The organism is Nitrospirota bacterium (assembly GCA_016235245.1).
GTDB lineage: Bacteria > Nitrospirota > Thermodesulfovibrionia > Thermodesulfovibrionales > UBA6898 > UBA6898.
This window is the reverse complement of record JACRLO010000005.1, coordinates 1-16,999: the sequence shown is the minus strand read 5'-3', so window position 1 is coordinate 16,999 and position 16,999 is coordinate 1. Positions and strand designations below refer to the sequence as shown.

Annotated in this window: 17 protein-coding genes, 1 tRNA gene and 1 pseudogene; 15 read left to right on the top strand and 4 right to left on the bottom strand. The window is 50.3% G+C overall.

The genetic code is table 11. From position 1 onward, the window contains the following. Nucleotides 1–16: 16 nt before the first annotated feature. From HZB31_02305 to HZB31_02290, 4 genes are all read left to right on the top strand, one after another. Nucleotides 17–91 (top strand) — tRNA-Val (locus tag HZB31_02305). Nucleotides 92–322: 231 nt separating this feature from the next. Next, nucleotides 323–1,558, top strand: coding sequence for an ATP-binding protein (locus HZB31_02300; protein MBI5846781.1), 1,236 nt, complete (start codon nt 323–325; stop codon nt 1,556–1,558). A 170-nt stretch (nt 1,559–1,728) separates the two neighbouring features. Next, nucleotides 1,729–1,953 (top strand): toxin-antitoxin system, antitoxin component, encoded by a 225-nt coding sequence (locus HZB31_02295; protein MBI5846780.1) that lies wholly within the window; start codon nt 1,729–1,731, stop codon nt 1,951–1,953. Nucleotides 1,954–1,956: 3 nt separating this feature from the next. Next, nucleotides 1,957–2,232, top strand: coding sequence for a type II toxin-antitoxin system RelE/ParE family toxin (locus HZB31_02290; GenBank protein MBI5846779.1), 276 nt, complete (start codon nt 1,957–1,959; stop codon nt 2,230–2,232). 131 nt (nt 2,233–2,363) lie between these two features. On the opposite strand, the gene HZB31_02285 is transcribed toward HZB31_02290, so the two are convergent. Beyond that, entirely contained in the window at nt 2,364–3,221 is an 858-nt protein-coding gene (locus HZB31_02285; protein MBI5846778.1) for a DUF4878 domain-containing protein, read from the bottom strand. Between the two features lie 267 nt (nt 3,222–3,488). Between HZB31_02285 and HZB31_02280 the strand changes: the two genes are divergently transcribed. Beyond that, a complete protein-coding gene (locus tag HZB31_02280) occupies nt 3,489–3,851 on the top strand; it encodes a hypothetical protein (protein ID MBI5846777.1) in 363 nt (120 codons plus the stop codon). A gap of 57 nt (nt 3,852–3,908) precedes the next feature. Here HZB31_02280 and HZB31_02275 read toward each other — a convergent pair whose 3' ends face one another. Together HZB31_02275 and HZB31_02270 are read right to left on the bottom strand one after the other, a co-directional pair. Further along, a complete protein-coding gene (locus HZB31_02275; protein ID MBI5846776.1) occupies nt 3,909–4,325 on the bottom strand; it encodes a cupin domain-containing protein in 417 nt (138 codons plus the stop codon). An 11-nt stretch (nt 4,326–4,336) separates the two neighbouring features. Further along, entirely contained in the window at nt 4,337–4,552 is a 216-nt protein-coding gene (locus HZB31_02270) for a hypothetical protein (protein MBI5846775.1), read from the bottom strand. 156 nt (nt 4,553–4,708) lie between these two features. Here HZB31_02270 and HZB31_02265 point away from each other — a divergent pair, with 156 nt between their 5' ends. Further along, entirely contained in the window at nt 4,709–5,431 is a 723-nt protein-coding gene (locus HZB31_02265; GenBank protein ID MBI5846774.1) for a PilZ domain-containing protein, read from the top strand. Between the two features lie 195 nt (nt 5,432–5,626). Here the strand turns inward: HZB31_02265 and HZB31_02260 are convergent, their stop codons facing one another. After that, entirely contained in the window at nt 5,627–6,445 is an 819-nt protein-coding gene (locus tag HZB31_02260) for a substrate-binding domain-containing protein (protein ID MBI5846773.1), read from the bottom strand. Between the two features lie 274 nt (nt 6,446–6,719). Here HZB31_02260 and HZB31_02255 point away from each other — a divergent pair, with 274 nt between their 5' ends. The 9 genes and pseudogenes from HZB31_02255 to thrS all read left to right on the top strand — a co-directional run. Further along, nucleotides 6,720–6,878, top strand: a complete 159-nt coding sequence (locus HZB31_02255; protein MBI5846772.1) for a hypothetical protein — start codon at nt 6,720–6,722, stop codon at nt 6,876–6,878. Continuing rightward, nucleotides 6,878–9,997, top strand: a pseudogene (locus HZB31_02250) (type I restriction endonuclease subunit R). Before HZB31_02255 ends, HZB31_02250 begins: the two are co-directional and overlap by 1 nt. Then, on the top strand, nt 9,991–11,625 hold the full coding sequence (locus tag HZB31_02245; protein ID MBI5846771.1) for an SAM-dependent DNA methyltransferase: 1,635 nt from the start codon (nt 9,991–9,993) through the stop codon (nt 11,623–11,625). Before HZB31_02250 ends, HZB31_02245 begins: the two are co-directional and overlap by 7 nt. Next, on the top strand, nt 11,618–12,892 hold the full coding sequence (locus HZB31_02240) for a restriction endonuclease subunit S (GenBank protein MBI5846770.1): 1,275 nt from the start codon (nt 11,618–11,620) through the stop codon (nt 12,890–12,892). The genes HZB31_02245 and HZB31_02240 overlap by 8 nt, the downstream gene beginning before the upstream one ends. Before the next feature lie 833 nt (nt 12,893–13,725). Next, a complete protein-coding gene (locus HZB31_02235; protein ID MBI5846769.1) occupies nt 13,726–13,980 on the top strand; it encodes a hypothetical protein in 255 nt (84 codons plus the stop codon). Continuing rightward, nucleotides 13,977–14,387 (top strand): type II toxin-antitoxin system VapC family toxin, encoded by a 411-nt coding sequence (locus tag HZB31_02230; protein ID MBI5846768.1) that lies wholly within the window; start codon nt 13,977–13,979, stop codon nt 14,385–14,387. Before HZB31_02235 ends, HZB31_02230 begins: the two co-directional genes overlap by 4 nt. Nucleotides 14,388–14,539: 152 nt before the next feature. Then, nucleotides 14,540–14,698 carry a hypothetical protein gene (locus HZB31_02225; GenBank protein MBI5846767.1) on the top strand — a complete coding sequence of 53 codons (159 nt, stop codon included), beginning with the start codon at nt 14,540–14,542 and terminating at the stop codon, nt 14,696–14,698. A 55-nt stretch (nt 14,699–14,753) separates the two neighbouring features. Continuing rightward, the gene (locus tag HZB31_02220) at nt 14,754–14,966 is read left to right on the top strand and encodes a hypothetical protein (protein ID MBI5846766.1); all 213 of its coding nucleotides are present in this window, start codon (nt 14,754–14,756) and stop codon (nt 14,964–14,966) included. 258 nt (nt 14,967–15,224) lie between these two features. Further along, the coding region (thrS, locus tag HZB31_02215) for a threonine--tRNA ligase (GenBank protein ID MBI5846765.1) at nt 15,225–16,999 on the top strand (1,775 nt) is incomplete at its 3' end.

Sequence of the window (16,999 nt, the reverse complement as noted above, 5' to 3'; positions counted from 1 at the left end):
CAGCATCTTCCGATTTAGGCTCGTAGCTCAGGGGGAGAGCGCTACCTTGACACGGTAGAGGTCGGCGGTTCGAAACCGCCCGGGCCTACCATAATATTCATCGAGAAATAAGGCAGTTGCGCAGAGACAGTCGCTGCCTGGTTTCCTTTTGACCACTGTAACCAAAATGTAACCACTTTCCGGCGATTGCTCCTCAATTTTCTTTCAGGTTCGGCTTTTTTCTTTATATATCCAAATATATAACGGCATAACATTAGTATTGCATTACTATTGTTATGCTGCTATTGTAGTAACGTAATACTATAATAGAAGGAGAGGGTTCATGAAGGACGAGCTGTTCAGACTCAGTCAGCATTTTCTAAAGACATACAGACAGGACTATGTCAGGTACTTCCTCAAAAACACACCACTTAATAGCCGTTTTTCGATCATCATCGGTCAAAGAGGCGTCGGGAAGACCACTGCCATGATCCAGCATATCCTCTCATATGCAAAGAACGATATCTTCAGCAATAAAATCCTGTACATCCAGGCTGACCATTTTCTTATCGGCAAACTGTCTCTTTATGAAATTGCAGAGCAGTTTTATAACCACGGCGGCGAGCATATCTGCTTTGATGAAATCCATAAATACCCTAACTGGTCAGGTGAACTGAAAAGCATTCATGACACATTTCCGAAGATCATTATAACCGCCTCCGGCAGTTCTGCGCTTGAGATCAGTCGCGGAAGCCACGACCTGAGCAGAAGGGCAGTTGTTTACAGGATGTTCGGCATGTCTTTCAGGGAATTCGCCGAGCTTTCTCTTGGCATCAGTCTTGAGCCCCTCACCCTTGAAGGCATTGTAACTGGCCATCAGAGATTGGCAACGCGCATAATCAGCGCAATGGAAGGCAGAAAGAAGAAGGTGCTCGCACTATTTGCCGAATATCTCGAATGCGGCTATTATCCTTACTTCAGGGATTATAAGGATAAGGCGCTTTTTGCGCTTACGCTTGAGCAGAATATCCATACAACCCTTGAGAGCGATCTTTTAGCCATATATCCATCCCTGAGTGGAAACAGCGTCAAGAAACTGAAGAAACTTTTGTCAATAATTGCGGCATCGGTCCCGTTCACCCCTGACATGAAAAAACTGAAGTCGCTTCTTGATATCGGAGATGAGAGAACACTGAAGACATACCTGAAGTATCTTGAAGATGCAGGGATCATCCTGACAGTTTCCAAAGCAGGTAAGATGATGAAGGGATTCGAAAAACCTGAAAAGATCTACCTGAACAATACAAACCTGATTCATGCAATTAAGGGGTATGAAACTGCGGACGCTGGCAATCAGAGAGAGACCTTTTTCCTGAATATGCTCCATAATTCGCATAAGGTATCTGTCCCTGCAGCTGGCGATTTCCTGATTAACAATCGATACACCTTTGAGATTGGCGGCAGGAACAAGAGTAATTCGCAGATCAAGGATATCAGGAACTCATTTCTTGCGTTGGATGACATAGAGACAGGTATCGGCAACAAGATACCGCTCTGGCTCTTTGGAATGCTCTATTAACAGGCTTGCTGATATGATGGACCCGGCCAGAAAAATGTTTGTGGCGTTGGATGCCTGAATAAGGTATACGGACAAACATCTCTTTTCTTGGGGACGATCTATTCCCTGCGTATCTTTACATGAATTAGGTAGCGGTGTATCATAAGTGTATCACTTAATGGGAGGCACGTATGCCAACAAACAATCCGAGAGTAAATGTTGTCCTGGAAAAACCACTTTATACAAACGTTGAACGTCTTGCTAAGCGGGATGGCGTTTCGTTGTCTATGAAAGTGCGTGATCTTGTTAGTGCGGCTCTGGAAATTGAGGAGGACATTGCACTGGCGAAGTTTGCAGACGTTCGCGAGAAGTCCTTTAATCGCAAGAAAAGCCTGAAACATGACGATGTGTGGTAGTCCTTGCCTTACGAAGTAAGATACCATCCTGAGGTCAGGGCTGTCGATATCCCCTTGCTGAACGCTGCCCTCAAAAAAAGAATCAGGAAGGCCATAGAAGAACGTCTCATGACAGCCCCTCAGCAATACGGTGAGCCGTTGCGGAAGACACTGAAGGGCTATTGGAAAATGCGAGTAGGTGATTACAGAGTTGTCTTTAAAGTAGTTGAATGTGAGGTTTGGGTCTTGGGGATAATAAACAGAAAAGATGTTTACGACAGGATTCTGAAAAGAGTATAGCGCAACAGTATTGGTTGCTTATTCCATGGACAAACCATGGACAGAATAGACCGTATAATAAGCCTGCAACTAAACGTATTGACCCATACATAATTACGCTGAACGTAACTACGTATGGGTCAATAGTTCCGCTACTTAGAGATGGTCTGCCACTTGTCTTCAAGCACCTTCCATGCACCGCCTTCGTTTATCATCTTGATCGACCCTGTCGAGTCATCTGAACCCTCTTTGCCAGTGGCCTTGAAGGTCGCCTGATCGCCTGATATCGAAGGCTTATCCAGCTTCAGCTTCTCGGGCCGCATCTGCAGGATACCGAGGACCATCTCACGCTCTTTGGCGTCCATGGCTTCGAACTCCTTCAGATTTTTCGCTGCCATATAGTTCTTCATGCCGTCGGTGTTGCCAGCCATGATCGCACGGCAATATTCTTTATATGCCTTTACAGGTGCGCTGTCATCTCCGGAAAAGGAGATCTTCCTGGGAGCAGTTGCCTTCTCAATAGCAGCCTTGGCGGAGAGTTTGAAGGATATATCAAAGGAGAACGTGACGTCTCCCCGCTTTTCAGGTTTGGGAGTCCTGACTCTGCCCTCGATAATAGTATCGTCAGCCTGTTTAAGCTCAAGGGTAGCCTTTTCAGCATCAAATACCACAAAACCGGTCTCTGCATCACCCCCGAAATAGACCCATCGTCCCTCGCTGAATTTCTTGCTCTTCCTGTCCATGATGAAGACCACGGCGTGTACCTTGTTCTTGTCAGCGTAATCTATCCCGATGAAAGGGATATATTCGGCCGGGATGGCCTTGTCTGAAAGGACGATCACCGGCTCCTCAGGTTTCATCATGTCCAGATACCCATGGGTAAGCTTGACCTTCTTTTTGTTGATTTGAAGTGTCCCTGAAACATCAGCAGCAGTGGCAACCGACGAAATATTCAGGAGCAGGGCAGTAATCAGGAATGCTAAAACAGCTGAAACGGTGCGTATACGCATGGTATTCTCCTTCGGGTTAAATAAAAATTGCAGCAATTTCCCCTCTATACAAACACAGGCACATGATATCGCGCATCGGGCAGATTGTCAACGCAGAATACGGGCAATCTCAACACCGGATCCTTCTGTAATTTCACTGCCCCATATACGGGGAGAGTTCTCTATATCTCAACCTTCAGCCTTTATGGCCGCCTTAACCGGTTGTTTGTATGATATAATTTGATAAGTAGTATTGTGTGACGACATGGACAAAGAAGCTCTGGATATATGATCTCAGATGAAAAAGTGGTGACCCGCGAGGTCACTGAAGACTATGCGCTGATCAGAAAAAAGCGGCAACAGTTGTTCCGGCACCGGACTGCCGCCGGAATTGTTGCCGGTCTGTATCTCCTTCTTGCGCTGTTAACGGGCAGCATATTGTTTGTGCTCAAACTGCTGCTCTTTCTCCTTCTGCCCGTTGCTGCGGTATGGTTTTCTGATAACATGGGCGCAATGACGGGTGCACGTTTTGGCCGGCTGTCAGTTCCGGCGGTCACCGCTGCCACTGCCGCAGACATTGTCCGCAGTGCCGGCTGGATCGTGCTCTTTACGCCGGTGGCCGGTTTTATGCTCAAGCGCTTATTAAATTAATGATTGCGTGGCGCTGGTTGCCCGACAGAGCTTGACGACCGTTCAGTTTATCTATACTTATTCCTTGACCGTTATCAACGTATTCGGTTCTCCGGCATAGAAAACGATAATTTCTGCCGGTATACTTCCTTCATTTTTGCCATAATGCCATTTGTTTACAACCTCGACAATTGATTGTCCAGCCTTTAAATGCAATGTCCTGCCATCTTCAGCAACTACGGTCAGTTCTCCGCTGAGCAATACGCCTGCATTTATTACCGGATGGTTATGCAGAGGCAATTGTTCTCCTGCCGGAATTTTGATTCTGAGAATTGTTATCTCCGGTCTGCCCTTTGCATAGTCGGGCAGGGGACTGCCATCCCAGCTCAAACCTGTCTTGGCCAGCACCTCAACCTGGACGGCATTTGGCTTTTCAGCCTGAACATTGCCTGATACCAACAAGAAAAGACAGAGTCCGTATATCAGCTTTTTCATATCAAATCCTTTTATAGCTTTGGTATTCCCGGCAGTCCGCAATAGCCGCGTCTCTGCTCCGGGTGATCGGTCCATTCGGTCTCCTCTGTGCCGCACTTCTCGCAGACATGAGGAGTGTATTCGGCCCATCTCCATGCCATGCATTCAGCGGCGACGCATTGTGCGGCCTTTGATGAAAGCGTTATGTGGCAGAACTTTTCATTTGCTTCTTTTTCGTTCAGCAGCATGGCAACCTCCCTGCAATAATCATATATTCCGTCATTGTACCGCTTTCTCCGCGGCTCTGCAATACCGCCCAGACCGGTTGTCCTGTTATTGCAGGGACAGCGTATGGTTATGAATAACCGAAGATGAAAATATCTGAACCGTGGTAAAATATGCCTGTGAACCAGCCTAACGAAATTGCGCCGGCAGAGGCTTTTGAGTTTCTGCAAAAAAACAGCCTTCCCCTGATTGTTTCTTTCAGCATTGAGGAGGAGAGAGGGCATAGAATAACGGGAAAGGGTCTCTGCTATGTCGAACAGATCTATGGCACCTCCCGGGTCAAACTGGGAAGGTTCTCGCCTCATCGTGCGCTCTATGCCATGAAAAATGCAGGATCTTTTTATGCAACGTTTGATATTGAGGGATGCACGTATGGCTGCATTATGGAAAATATCACGGCAGACAGGCTTTTTCTTATTACGGACATCCCCGGCATTGTCAGTCCCTTCTACCGGAAATTTGTGAGGGTAGAGCCGTCGCAGAAGGCCCCTGTCCACCTGTATGTTTCAACAGAAGAGCAGGGGACCTTCAGTTACCCGATCAGGGACATTTCCGAACGCGGTGTTGGCTTTGTCGTTGACTGGCTTCCGGTTATCTCAAGCAAGCTGACCTGCGGCATTTATCTGCCTGTTGACGGCGGCATTTTTCTGCTTTTGCCTGCTGCTGTTGTCTACTCGCGGGACGTTACGGGAGAGGCAGGCGGTGGCAACAGAAAACAGACGGGCCCGGGTGTTTCTTTTGGGCTGCAGCTGTTTCCTCATCAGGAAGACGAGAAAAAAATACGCCTCTATGTCATGCAGCGCGAGCTCGAGATCCGCAAGAAAATTCAGGAGATGTTGTAGGTGTTTGAGACCCGCGATTGAAACTGATTAGTCCGTTCTTCCTCATAGACCCATGATCCGCGCATGTTTACGCCGGCGGTTGGTTTTATGCCCGGGCACTTATTGTATGGATAGAGACTGGGCGTTATGATCTGAAACGGACAGGGGGGTCTGCTGACCCTCGTTACGGCACAGTAGCCCCCTGTCAGAGGGCTATTATTTAACGGCTATAGCATGGCTGTTTTCAATAATTTGTCTGCCCTTTGGTCCATGGATAAAATCAATGAAATTCTTGACGGCCCCGCTTGGTTTGCCTTTTGTTATAAGCCGGCCTGTCTGGGTGATCTTATATTTCCCGGATTTAAGATTGTCATTACTCGGCTCAATGCCATCAAGTTTCAGAGGAACAATACGCCCGTTTGAAGCGGCAATATCTACGGTGTCTGTAAACCCTATTGATTTTGAATTGAGAAGTGCTGTCTGCATCTCAGGGGACGACTGGATCACAACAACCGATGCTGCTTCCTTCAGATTTTTGAAGCAGGGTATGCTCCTTCTTATTATCTCTTTTGTTAAGTCTGTCTCAGATTTTGTGACTGCGTTTATTTTGCCCGCAGGCAAGCCGAGTTCGCTCCAATCGGTGAGTTTGCCTTCATATATCCTGCAGAGATTTTCACTTGATAGTTCTCTCACGGGAAGAGCCTTGTTAACAGCAGCCACAACGCCGACCAGAGCAATACTGGAAGCCTCGAGGCCCTTTGACTTTTCATCCTCACGTAACGGCCGGTTTGATAGCCCGATCTGATAGGTTCCGTCAGCAACCCCTGAAATGCCGCCTGAAGAATGTATTGCTGTCTGTTTGACCACAAGCATCACATCCTTGTTTTCAATCATATACACCCTCGCAAGTTCTGTAAGCAGGGGGATCATCCCTCCTGCACCTGCAATAGTGATTTTTTCTTTCTCAGCTGCATGAGAACTGCCCAAAGCCAAAAAAAATATAAGGACGGTCACAAGATAAAGGCGCATTTTCATTTTTGGTTCTCCTTAGACGGTTTCATATTGTTTGCTCATAAGCCGGCAGGTCAAACGCCAGCCATTGCCTATATGATATCATACAGCAGAAAAGGTTGAGCGGCTTTTCAATACCCTTCAGGGGCGGGGAGTTGATGATTAAGAAATAGTTGATAAGCTGTTCCTCCTACCCGTATCAACCTGTTTATTCTGTGATATAATCTGCAGAGTTATTTGGGGTAACGACAACAACATGGTGGATAAATATAAATAACACCAGGAGGGGACAAGGCGTTTGACACCAGAAGCAAAAGCCCGGCAACAAATAGATAAACTGCTCGAAAGAGCAGGCTGGGCAGTTCAGCACTTCAGACATGGCAATATCTCCGCATCGTCGCAGTGGGAATTCGAGCAGTTTTGTGATCAGAAAAAGAAATGGGGGTATCTGGTCTGATGGTTTTCAGTGAAGACTCGCGGGTCAAAATCCCCTGCATTCTGCATTTGGTCCGCCTTGGCTACCAGTATCTTTCTCTCAAAAACACCGCATGGGATGAAGAAACCAATATCTTCCCCGAGCTGTTTCGTGCTGCCATCGCCCGGATAAACCCCGGCATTGACGGTGACGACATCGATCGGCTGTTGGCTGACGTCAAACTCTTGCTGGAAAATGAGGATCTCGGCAAGGCCTTCTACGAGAAGATCACAGAACGCTCGGGAGCCCGGCTGATCGACTTCGCCGATTTCTCAAACAACAGCTTCCATGTGGTCACCGAGCTGACCTGCAAGAACGGCGACGACGAGTTCCGGCCCGACATCACCCTGCTCATCAACGGCATGCCGCTGGTTTTCATCGAGGTTAAGAAGCCCAATAACCGCGAAGGCGTGCTGGCCGAGCGCAACCGCATCATCACACGCTGCCGCAATTCGCGCTTCCGCCGCTTTATCAACATCACCCAGCTGATGGTCTTCTCTAACAACATGGATTACGAAGACGGCTCGCCGCAGCCCATCGAGGGCGCCTTCTAAGCCAGTCCATCATATGACGCGCCGATCTTCAACTATTTCCGGGAAGAGGAAGAGCTGGCCCTCACCGACTTGTTGGCTGGCGAGGACGATGCGATTGTAAACGAGGTGCTTAAGGACAACAACCTCAATGTTATCAAGCATAGCCCGGAATTCATCAGCAACAAATCACCCGACACGCCGACCAACCGCATCTGCACCTCGCTGTTCAGCCGCGACCGCCTGGCATTTCTGCTGCAATATGCTTTTGCTTATGTGAACGAGGCCGACGGCCTACACAAGCACGTCATGCGCTACCCGCAGATTTTCGCCACCAAGGCGATCGAACGGAAGCTCGATGCAGGGGTGCGCAAGGGGATCATCTGGCACACCCAGGGCAGCGGCAAGACCGCGCTGGCCTATTACAACGTGCGTTTTCTTACCGATTATTTTCAGCGTCGCGCTATCATTCCCAAGTTCTACTTCATCGTTGATAGGCTCGACCTGCTCACTCAGGCGCAACGGGAATTCGCCAGCCGGGGGCTGATGGTGCACACCATCGACACCCGCGAGGCCTTCTCCCGCGACATCAGGGCAACAAAGGCGATTCACAATGACTCCGGCAAGTCGGAGATTACCGTGGTCAATATCCAGAAGTTCGAAGATGATCCGGATGTGGTCCGCACTGAGGATTACGATGTCAGCATCCAGCGCGTCTATTTTCTCGACGAGGTACATCGAAGTTATAACCCGCAGGGCAGCTTTCTCGCGAACCTGAGCCAGTCCGACCAGAACGCCATCAAGATCGGCCTCACCGGCACACCGCTTCTGGGCGATGACTACAACTCCCGCGCCCTGTTCGGCGACTACATCCACAAGTACTACTACAACGCCTCCATCGCTGATGGCTATACTTTGCGCTTGATCCGCGAGGAGATAGCTACTAATTACAAGCTCTCCCTTCAGGAGGCCCTGGCCGCGGTGGAGCTCCAGCAGGGCGACATCGATCGCAAGCTGATCTATGCCCATCCGCGTTTTGTCGAACCGATGCTTGGCTACATCATCGATGACTTCGAGAAGAGCCGGGGCGCGCTGAACGACGCCACCATCGGCGGCATGGTGATCTGCGACAGCGCTGAGCAGGCTAAAAAGATGTTCGAAATTTATCAGTCCCGCTTTACCTCGAATGTTGTTGAACTGCCTCAGCGAGTCCTGGCCGATGAGCCTGAAGAGCTGCTGATGGTGGCCGAACCTCCCACCAGTTACGGTACGCAGCAAAAGCGGGCTAACAAGGTCAAAACTGGTGCGCTAATCCTGCACGACATGGGCAGCAAGGAAGAACGCAAGGCGTGGGTGGAAGATTTCAAGGCTGGCAAGGTTGACCTGCTGTTCGTCTACAACATGCTGCTCACCGGTTTCGACGCCAAGAGATTGAAAAAGCTCTACCTCGGCCGGGTGATCCGCAAGCACAACCTGCTCCAGGCCTTGACCCGGGTTAACCGCCCTTACAAGGATTTCCGCTACGGCTACGTGGTCGATTTTGCCGACATCCGCAAGGAGTTTGACGCCACCAACAAGGCCTATTTCGATGAACTGCAGGCCGAGTTGGGCGATGAGCTGGAGCATTACTCCAATCTGTTTAAGTCCACGGAAGAGATTGCCCAAGAGATCGAGCAGATCAAGGATATCCTGTTCAGCTTCAATATCGAAAACGCCGAGGAATTCTCCCGGCAGATCAGCCAGATCCAGGACCGCGCCGCGGTGCTGGCCCTCAAAAAAGCACTGGCCGATGCCCGAAACCTTTATAACCTAATCCGCATGCAGGGTCAGTATGATTTTCTTCAGCAACTCGACTTCCAGAAGCTTAACCAGCTCTACCGCGAGACCTGCAATCACCTCGACCTGCTCAATCTCAAAGACAGCATCGAGAACAGCGCCGATACCACGGGGCTCCTCAACGTTGCCCTGGAGGATGTGCTGTTCATGTTCACCAAGGTCAGGGAAGAGGAGCTGGTGCTCGCCGACAAACTCAAGAACACCCTCCGCCAGACCCGCGAGGCCCTGGCCGACAACTTCGACCAGCAGGACCCCAAATTCATCACCCTGAAAGAAGAGTTGGAGCGGCTGTTCAAGAAGAAGAAACTGAATGAGGTGACGCAAGAGGAGATGACCGCCAACATTGGCGCACTTAACGCCATCCACGACAAGGTCAAGGAACTGAACCGGCAGAACAGCCAGCTCCGCGCCAAGTACCACGGCGACGCCAAATACAGCCGCATCCACAAACGGCTGCTGGAGAGCGGCACTCTCACGGAAACCGAGCGCCGCATCTTCGAGGCACTTTCCGGCGTCAAGCGGCAGGCCGATGACCACGTGTTGCAGAACACCCAGCTCTTAGCCAACGAAAGCTATTTTGAGCGGATGATGATTCCGCTGGTCATCGGCGAGTTCCATACCCGCCAGAAGATCAAGCTCAACCCGGATGCTTCCCGCACCATTAATCGGCTGGTCGTCACCGAATATATGAATGAATTTGCTACAGGCAAGAGAATAGGAGCACGCACTTGGTAACGCAGGATTTTACGAAAAAGACAAGAGAGCTGATCGACAGCCTCAAAAATATCTGCGCCGCCTACGGCCTCGGGAACGACGGCAACGAGTTCAAGATAATCACCCAGGTCTTTCTCTACAAGTTCCTGAACGACAAGTTCGCTTTCGAAGCCAAGAAAATCAAGCCGGAACTGGCCCATGCCGAGAGCTGGGAGCTGGCGATCAGCGCTATGAAAGCTGAAGAGCTTGAGATGCTGCAACTCCAGATGGGTGCTGACACTGCCCGCCTGAAGACCGAGCATTTCATCGCCCACCTGTTCGGACGCCAGAACGCGTCGGAGTTCGCCAAACTCTTCGACGACACCCTGCGCGACATCGCCATCAGCAACAACGACATCTTTGCTGTCAAGACCGACGGCGGCGCCAAGGTCACCCTGTTTGACCGGGTGAGCGAATACATCACCGATCCGTCCAAGCGCGACGCCTTCTGCCGCGCCGTCATCAACAAGCTGGTGGAGTTCAGCTTCGAGCGCATCTTCACGCAGAAATACGACTTCTACGCTGCGTTATTCGAATACCTGATCAAGGACTACAACAAGGACAGCGGCGGCAAGTACGCCGAGTACTACACTCCGCATGCCGTGGCCAAGATCATGGCCGCCATTCTGGTACCCCAAAAGGTGCGTGGCAAGGTGAGCAACGTGGGCTGCTACGACCCCTCGGCCGGTTCCGGAACCCTGCTGATGAACCTGGCCCATGCCATCGGTGAGCAACGCTGCAGCATCTACTCGCAGGATATCTCACAGAAGTCATCGAGCCTCTTGCGCCTGAACCTGATTTTAAACAACTTGGTGCACTCGATTCCCAATATCATTCAGGGCAACACCCTGCTGCATCCCTATCACAGAGAGGGCAAGGCGCTGAAGAAGTTCGATTACATCGTTTCCAATCCGCCGTTCAAGATGGATTTTAGCGATTTCAGGAACGAGCTGGATGCCAAGGAGTATCAGGAACGCTTCTTTGCCGGGGTGCCGAACATACCCAAGCAGGCGCTGGATAAAATGGCCATCTACCAGCTTTTTCTCCAGCACATCATCTATTCGCTCAAACCCGGCGGCAAGGCGGCGGTCGTGGTGCCCACCGGCTTCATCACCGCACAAAGCGGCATCGACAGAAGGATTCGAGAGCATCTGGTGGACAAGAAGATGCTGGCCGGAGTGGTCTCCATGCCCAGCAACATCTTCGCCACCACCGCCACCAACGTTTCCATTCTGTTTATCGACGATGCCAACAAGGAAGGCGTAGTGCTGATCGACGCCTCGCACCTTGGTGAAAAGGTCAAGGACGGCAAGAATCAGAAGACCCTGCTCTCGGAAGAAGAGGAAGACCGCATCATCACCACCTTCAACGCCAAGCAGGCGGTGGAGGACTTTTCGGTGGTGGTGAGCTACGACGTGATCGCCGCCAAGAACTACTCCCTGAGCGCCGGACATTACTTTGAGGTGAAGATCGAGTATGCTGACCTGACAGCCCAGCAGTTTGCCGATAAGATGCAGGGCTTCAGCGACAATCTGGACAAGCTGTTTAAGGAGTCTGCGGGATTGGAGAAGGAGATCAAGAAGCAGCTGGCGGCGTTAAGGTATGAGTAAAAGAAAGACGGTTAAACTTGGCGATTTGGCGGCAGAAGGGCGTTCAGTGATTTCGGGACCATTTGGAAGCAACATAGGAAAGCGCTATTTCCAAAATGAAGGTGTTCCGGTTATTCGAGGCAATAATTTAACCACTGACTATAGAAAATTTATCGATGAAGGCTTCGTTTTCCTGACAAAGGAAAAAGCAAATGAGTTGAATTCTGACGCAATCGAAGGAGACCTGATATTCACCGCCGCCGGAACAATCGGGCAAGTTGGAATTATTCCGAAGGATGCGAAATACAAGAGATACACCATATCAAATAAGCAATTGCGGTTTCGTGTAGACACTCAAAAAGCAGACCCCGATTTTATATATGCGTGGTTAGCCAGCCCATGGATTCTTAGAGCAATCACAAACAGAGACACAGGAAGTACAGTTCCATTAATTAACTTGGGAATTATACGTTCACTCCCCGTTATATTACCAGAAGACATTTCTGAGCAGAAAAAAATCGCTGCCGTCCTCTCCGCTCTCGACACCAAGATCGACTGCAACAACCGCATCAACGCCGAGTTGGAGGCGATGGCGAAGACCCTGTACGACTACTGGTTCGTGCAGTTCGAGTTCCCAGACGCCAACGGCAAACCCTACAAATCCTCCGGTGGCAAGATGGAATACAATTCAACCCTGAAAAGAGAGATCCCGGCGGGATGGGGGGCAATACAGCTAAACGAATTACTTCAAAGTCGCACTGATTCAATTACGGCCTCGGAATTGGATAGTGGGTCACCTTACACGCCCATTGATGCACTGCCGATGAAAAAGATGAGCTTTGGCGTTGCGCAGCCTTCAAGCGAGGCAAACACGAGTTTGATTCAATACAAAGAGAACGACATATTGATTGGCGCTATGCGAGTCTATTTCCATAGAGTTTGCATCGCTCCGTTTGATGGTGTCACGAGAACAACAGTAATTGTTTTAAGAGCGAATGAGCCGAACCATTTGCCGTACCTCTATCAGGTGTGTAATGAAGATCGAACCATAAATATCGCGTCAAAAATGTCGGTGGGTACTCAACAACCCTATGTGAATTGGGAAAATGCACTTGAGAATCACGCAATTCCACATCCCGAAAATGACACGCTAGTTCAAAAATATTCTTCAATGTTGTTGAGCGTCACAAAGGATGTGATTAATCGCGAAAAAGAAAATGCCGAACTCGCAAAACTCCGCGACTGGCTCCTGCCCATGCTGATGAACGGCCAGGTCACGGTGGCGTAAAGTGTAGTATAATGTTCCGCACATGAAGTAATGGTTTGACAGCAGCGGTTTGTATTGTAATAATGCATGATTTGACCACGGCAGATTGGAGGCAAACTATGAATAACAACGATCCTTTACTGACAATACGTTTCGATGGTGAAGCTGTAGGCGAAGGAAGAATTCCTGTCTCTCACTTGTTGCGCTTTCTGATGAACATGAATAAAGCACTTCAACGGACGGGATGCGTTCTGGCAGGTATGGCTGAAAGTACTCGTCCTGGTGCGCAGCCGCGCAGCATCAAGGATGAAGTTGATCTTGACCTCGTGTTGCTGACGCACGGCAGCCCTGCGGCGGTGCTCGGTTTCGAGCGAAGAAAACCAGAACTGACGTTCCCAGTTATGGACCGAGGTCTTGATATTATAGAAAAGGCCATGACGGGTTTGTCTTCCGTTCAGGGCGCGGATGATACCTTGCCCGTGGGATACGATGCGGGCGTTCTCATGGCATGGCGTGATGCCGGTACGTTGTTCGCTCAGGGCATTTCCAATATCTCACTCAGCTTGAACCACAGAGCAACTCCGCTTCGGGTCACGCTCACGCCGGAAGGCTTCACACGCATACAGGAGCGCATCAAGGGTCCCCAGACAAATATTCGAACGATTGAAGGCCGACTGCTGATGGCAGATTTCAAGGAGCACGGAACCCGCTGCCGTGTGCACCCGTCTACCGGTGATCCGGTTCTTTGTTTGTTCGATGATGAACAAAGGGATGAAGTGCTGGAAAATATTTTGCAATACGTCCGGATCGTCGGTGAGGCAAAGGAAGATCCTCTGACGGGCAGAATTGCGAGCATCAAGATTCATGATATTGAACGCCTGGAAGATCGGGAGAGCGACGCAGTCGAGCTACTACCTCAAGGGACGCCTATTTCGCGAAGCTTCTGGGAGTCGCCGACACTTGACGAGCTAGCAGAGTCTCAGAATGTCAGGCCGGTTACAGATCTGAGTGTTCTATTTGGCACATGGCCCGGTGAAACGGATGATGGTTTCGAAGACGCCGTGGATGAATTGCGGCATGCGCACTTGCGAACAGGCGGTACGGCATGAGTGATGCCAAGATCATTCTCGATACGAATATCGTATCTTATCTTATGAAGGGCGGCCCCCTAGCTGAAGCCTACAAACCGCATGTCCAAGGAAAATTACTGGCGATTTCCTTTATCACGGTCGGAGAGTTGTACTTCGGTGCGGAAAAGGACCGATGGGGTGAGCAGAAGCGCAAGAGACTTGAAACGACACTCCGCAATTTCGTGGTAATTCCCTACGATCACGATATCGCGCGCTGCTATGGTCGCGTAGTAGCGGAGCGTCGCCGCAACGGACAACCAATTTCTCTCAATGATGCATGGATCGCCGCATGTGCTGTCCGCCATGCAGTGCCTCTCGTCACGCATAATGCGAAAGACTTTGTAAGAATTTCATCGCTGCAGCTTGTTACTGCAACTATTTCGTAAGTTAAAAGAAGCGGGGTATTCAATATCCGCAACTAAACTCTGCTTTATTCCGTGCAGCAATTCGTCGAGTGAATCCACGCCCTTGCACTGGAGCAACGTATCCAGGTGCATGTCGCTTCACACGCCGAGATCGCGCGAAGATCACTGATGCCATGGCCCAAGACACACAGATGTACATCTCGGCCGACAAGGCCAAGCATATTCTAAGGGCTGGGTTGAATGCTGAAGACCCTCAGGTTCATGAAAATGCAGACCGCGCCAGGGAAAATCTCTTGTGGCTCGGCCGCTTTGATTTCCAGAATATGGAGTGAGGGGACGAAGGGGAAATAAAAAGGGGGAAATCTATTTTTCGCAGTGAAAAACGCAATGCTTGGATTAATCTTCTCTCGCACTTCAGGCGCCTGCCATTTCTGCGGTGACCCTGTCATTTTCTCTCGCCGTGGTATGAAGAATGATCAACTCGATGAAGAGCCTAACCTGCCTGAGCCCGGTGTGCTTGCCCGCGAGATCGTTGACGACCTCGAAGCAGCACTTGAGCAGTTCAAGCTGATCGCAGAAGATTTGGGCGAAGAAGCGTGACAGATGATAAAACGGATATCCAGACCCGTGAAGAGCTGATGACTGACGCAGTGAGTGAAGGCTACGCGCGGCTCAGAGTTTAGAGATCGGACGAACCAGTGTTTTAAGACCTGACATTATATATATACTGCCCGAAATTCACTTCCGGCAAAAGGCACTTCACCGGCATCGGTTCCGCCAAAGTGATTGAAATTGCATATACTATCCTGTATCATATCCGCATTCTGTAATGATTCTCGAGTTTGGAGGTAACAGGACATTAACGTACGATTAAGTGATGGAAGTGAGAGAAATTTCAGCGAAATTTCCGATCTCGAAAAATATCTCGCAAAAGCTAAAGCCTTAGCGGTCAGGATCAACGGACACCTTGCAGACCTCAGTTCCCTCAGGGAGATCAAGGATGGCGATACGGTCGAGCCGGTCACCTTTGATTCTGACGAGGGCAAGGATTTGTACCGTCACAGCACTTCCCACGTCATGGCCCATGCGGTCAAAAAACTCTTCCCGCAGGCAAAGGTGGCGATAGGGCCCTCCATCCAGGACGGCTTTTATTATGACTTTGATGTTGACCGGGCCTTTACTCCTGAAGATCTGACCGCCATAGAGAAAGAGATGGAGTCGATCATAAAGAAGAACGCACCCTTTGTGCGCAGGGAGATGACAAAGGACGAGGCGATGAGTCTGTTCTCTGAGAGCGGCGAGACCTACAAGGTGGATCTGCTTCAGAGTATTGAGGCGGAGACGGTCACGGTCTATGACGAGGACGGATTTGTAGACCTCTGCAGAGGACCTCATCTGACATCGACCGGCAAGATAGCCGCGGTGAAGCTTCTGAGCATTGCCGGTGCCTATTGGCGGGGTGATGAGAAGAACAAGATGCTCCAGCGGATTTACGGCACCGCGTTTAATAATCCGAAGGACCTGAAAAAATATCTCGATTTCCTTGAAGAGGTGAAGAAGCGGGATCACCGGCGTCTCGGCAAGGAACTGGACCTGTTCAGCATCAATGAAGAGGTCGGGCCCGGCCTGATCCTCTGGCACCCCAACGGGGCCATGATCCGCAAGACGATCGAGGATTTTTGGCGTGACGAGCATCAGAAGGCTGGCTATAAGCTGCTGTACAGCCCGCATATCGCACGTCTTGACGTATGGAAGACGAGCGGCCATCTCGATTTCTATAATGAAAATATGTTTGCGCCGATGGAGGTGGAGGGCACGCCGTATGAACTGAAGCCGATGAACTGCCCCTTCCATATCTATATCTACAAGAATTCGCTCAGGAGTTACCGGGACTTCCCGATGCGCTATGCTGAACTCGGGACTGTGTACCGTTTTGAACGGTCAGGCGTGCTTCATGGGCTGCTGCGCGTCCGGGGTTTTACGCAGGACGATGCGCATATATTTACCCGCGAAGACCAGATAGAGGCCGAGATACTGCAGGTCCTCGATTTTATCCTCTTCATTCTGCGCACCTTCGGGTTCGATCAGTTCGAAACCTATCTTTCGACGCGTCCTGAAAAATATGTCGGCAGTGACGAACATTGGCAAAAATCTACTGCAGCCCTTGAGGATGCACTCAAGGCTAAGGGACTGAGCTATAATATTGACAACGGCGGCGGTGCCTTCTACGGCCCGAAGATCGATATCAAGGTGAAGGACTCGCTCGGCAGGGCATGGCAATGCAGCACGATCCAGGTCGATTTCAATCTGCCGGAACGGTTCGATATGACCTACCGCGGTTCTGACGGCAAAGAGCACCGTCCTATTATGGTGCACCGTGCGCTTATGGGTTCGCTGGAACGTTTTTTTGGCGTCCTGGTCGAGCATTATGCAGGGGCTTTTCCCCTCTGGCTCGCGCCAGTGCAGGTGTCGGTGCTTACCATATCGGAAAAGCATGGGGACTCTGCTGAAAAGATCGCCGCCGGTCTTTTGCAGAAAGGCATTCGTGTTGAACTCGATGCTGACAGTGAAAAGATCGGCAACAAGATCAGGAAGAGCACCATAAGAAAGATCCCGTATGCCATTGTAATCGG

Bases quoted from the DNA above. Each gene is read 5' to 3' on its own strand.
- HZB31_02225 (MBI5846767.1), top strand. From the start codon at position 14,540: ATGGCCCAAGACACACAGATGTACATCTCGGCCGACAAGGCCAAGCAT.
- HZB31_02240 (MBI5846770.1), top strand. From the start codon at position 11,618: ATGAGTAAAAGAAAGACGGTTAAACTTGGCGATTTGGCGGCAGAAGGG.
- HZB31_02270 (MBI5846775.1), bottom strand. From the start codon at position 4,552: ATGCTGCTGAACGAAAAAGAAGCAAATGAAAAGTTCTGCCACATAACG.
- HZB31_02220 (MBI5846766.1), top strand. From the start codon at position 14,754: ATGCTTGGATTAATCTTCTCTCGCACTTCAGGCGCCTGCCATTTCTGC.
- HZB31_02300 (MBI5846781.1), top strand. From the start codon at position 323: ATGAAGGACGAGCTGTTCAGACTCAGTCAGCATTTTCTAAAGACATAC.
- HZB31_02230 (MBI5846768.1), top strand. From the start codon at position 13,977: ATGAGTGATGCCAAGATCATTCTCGATACGAATATCGTATCTTATCTT.
- HZB31_02295 (MBI5846780.1), top strand. From the start codon at position 1,729: ATGCCAACAAACAATCCGAGAGTAAATGTTGTCCTGGAAAAACCACTT.
- HZB31_02275 (MBI5846776.1), bottom strand. From the start codon at position 4,325: ATGAAAAAGCTGATATACGGACTCTGTCTTTTCTTGTTGGTATCAGGC.
- HZB31_02260 (MBI5846773.1), bottom strand. From the start codon at position 6,445: ATGAAAATGCGCCTTTATCTTGTGACCGTCCTTATATTTTTTTTGGCT.
- HZB31_02285 (MBI5846778.1), bottom strand. From the start codon at position 3,221: ATGCGTATACGCACCGTTTCAGCTGTTTTAGCATTCCTGATTACTGCC.
- HZB31_02280 (MBI5846777.1), top strand. From the start codon at position 3,489: ATGATCTCAGATGAAAAAGTGGTGACCCGCGAGGTCACTGAAGACTAT.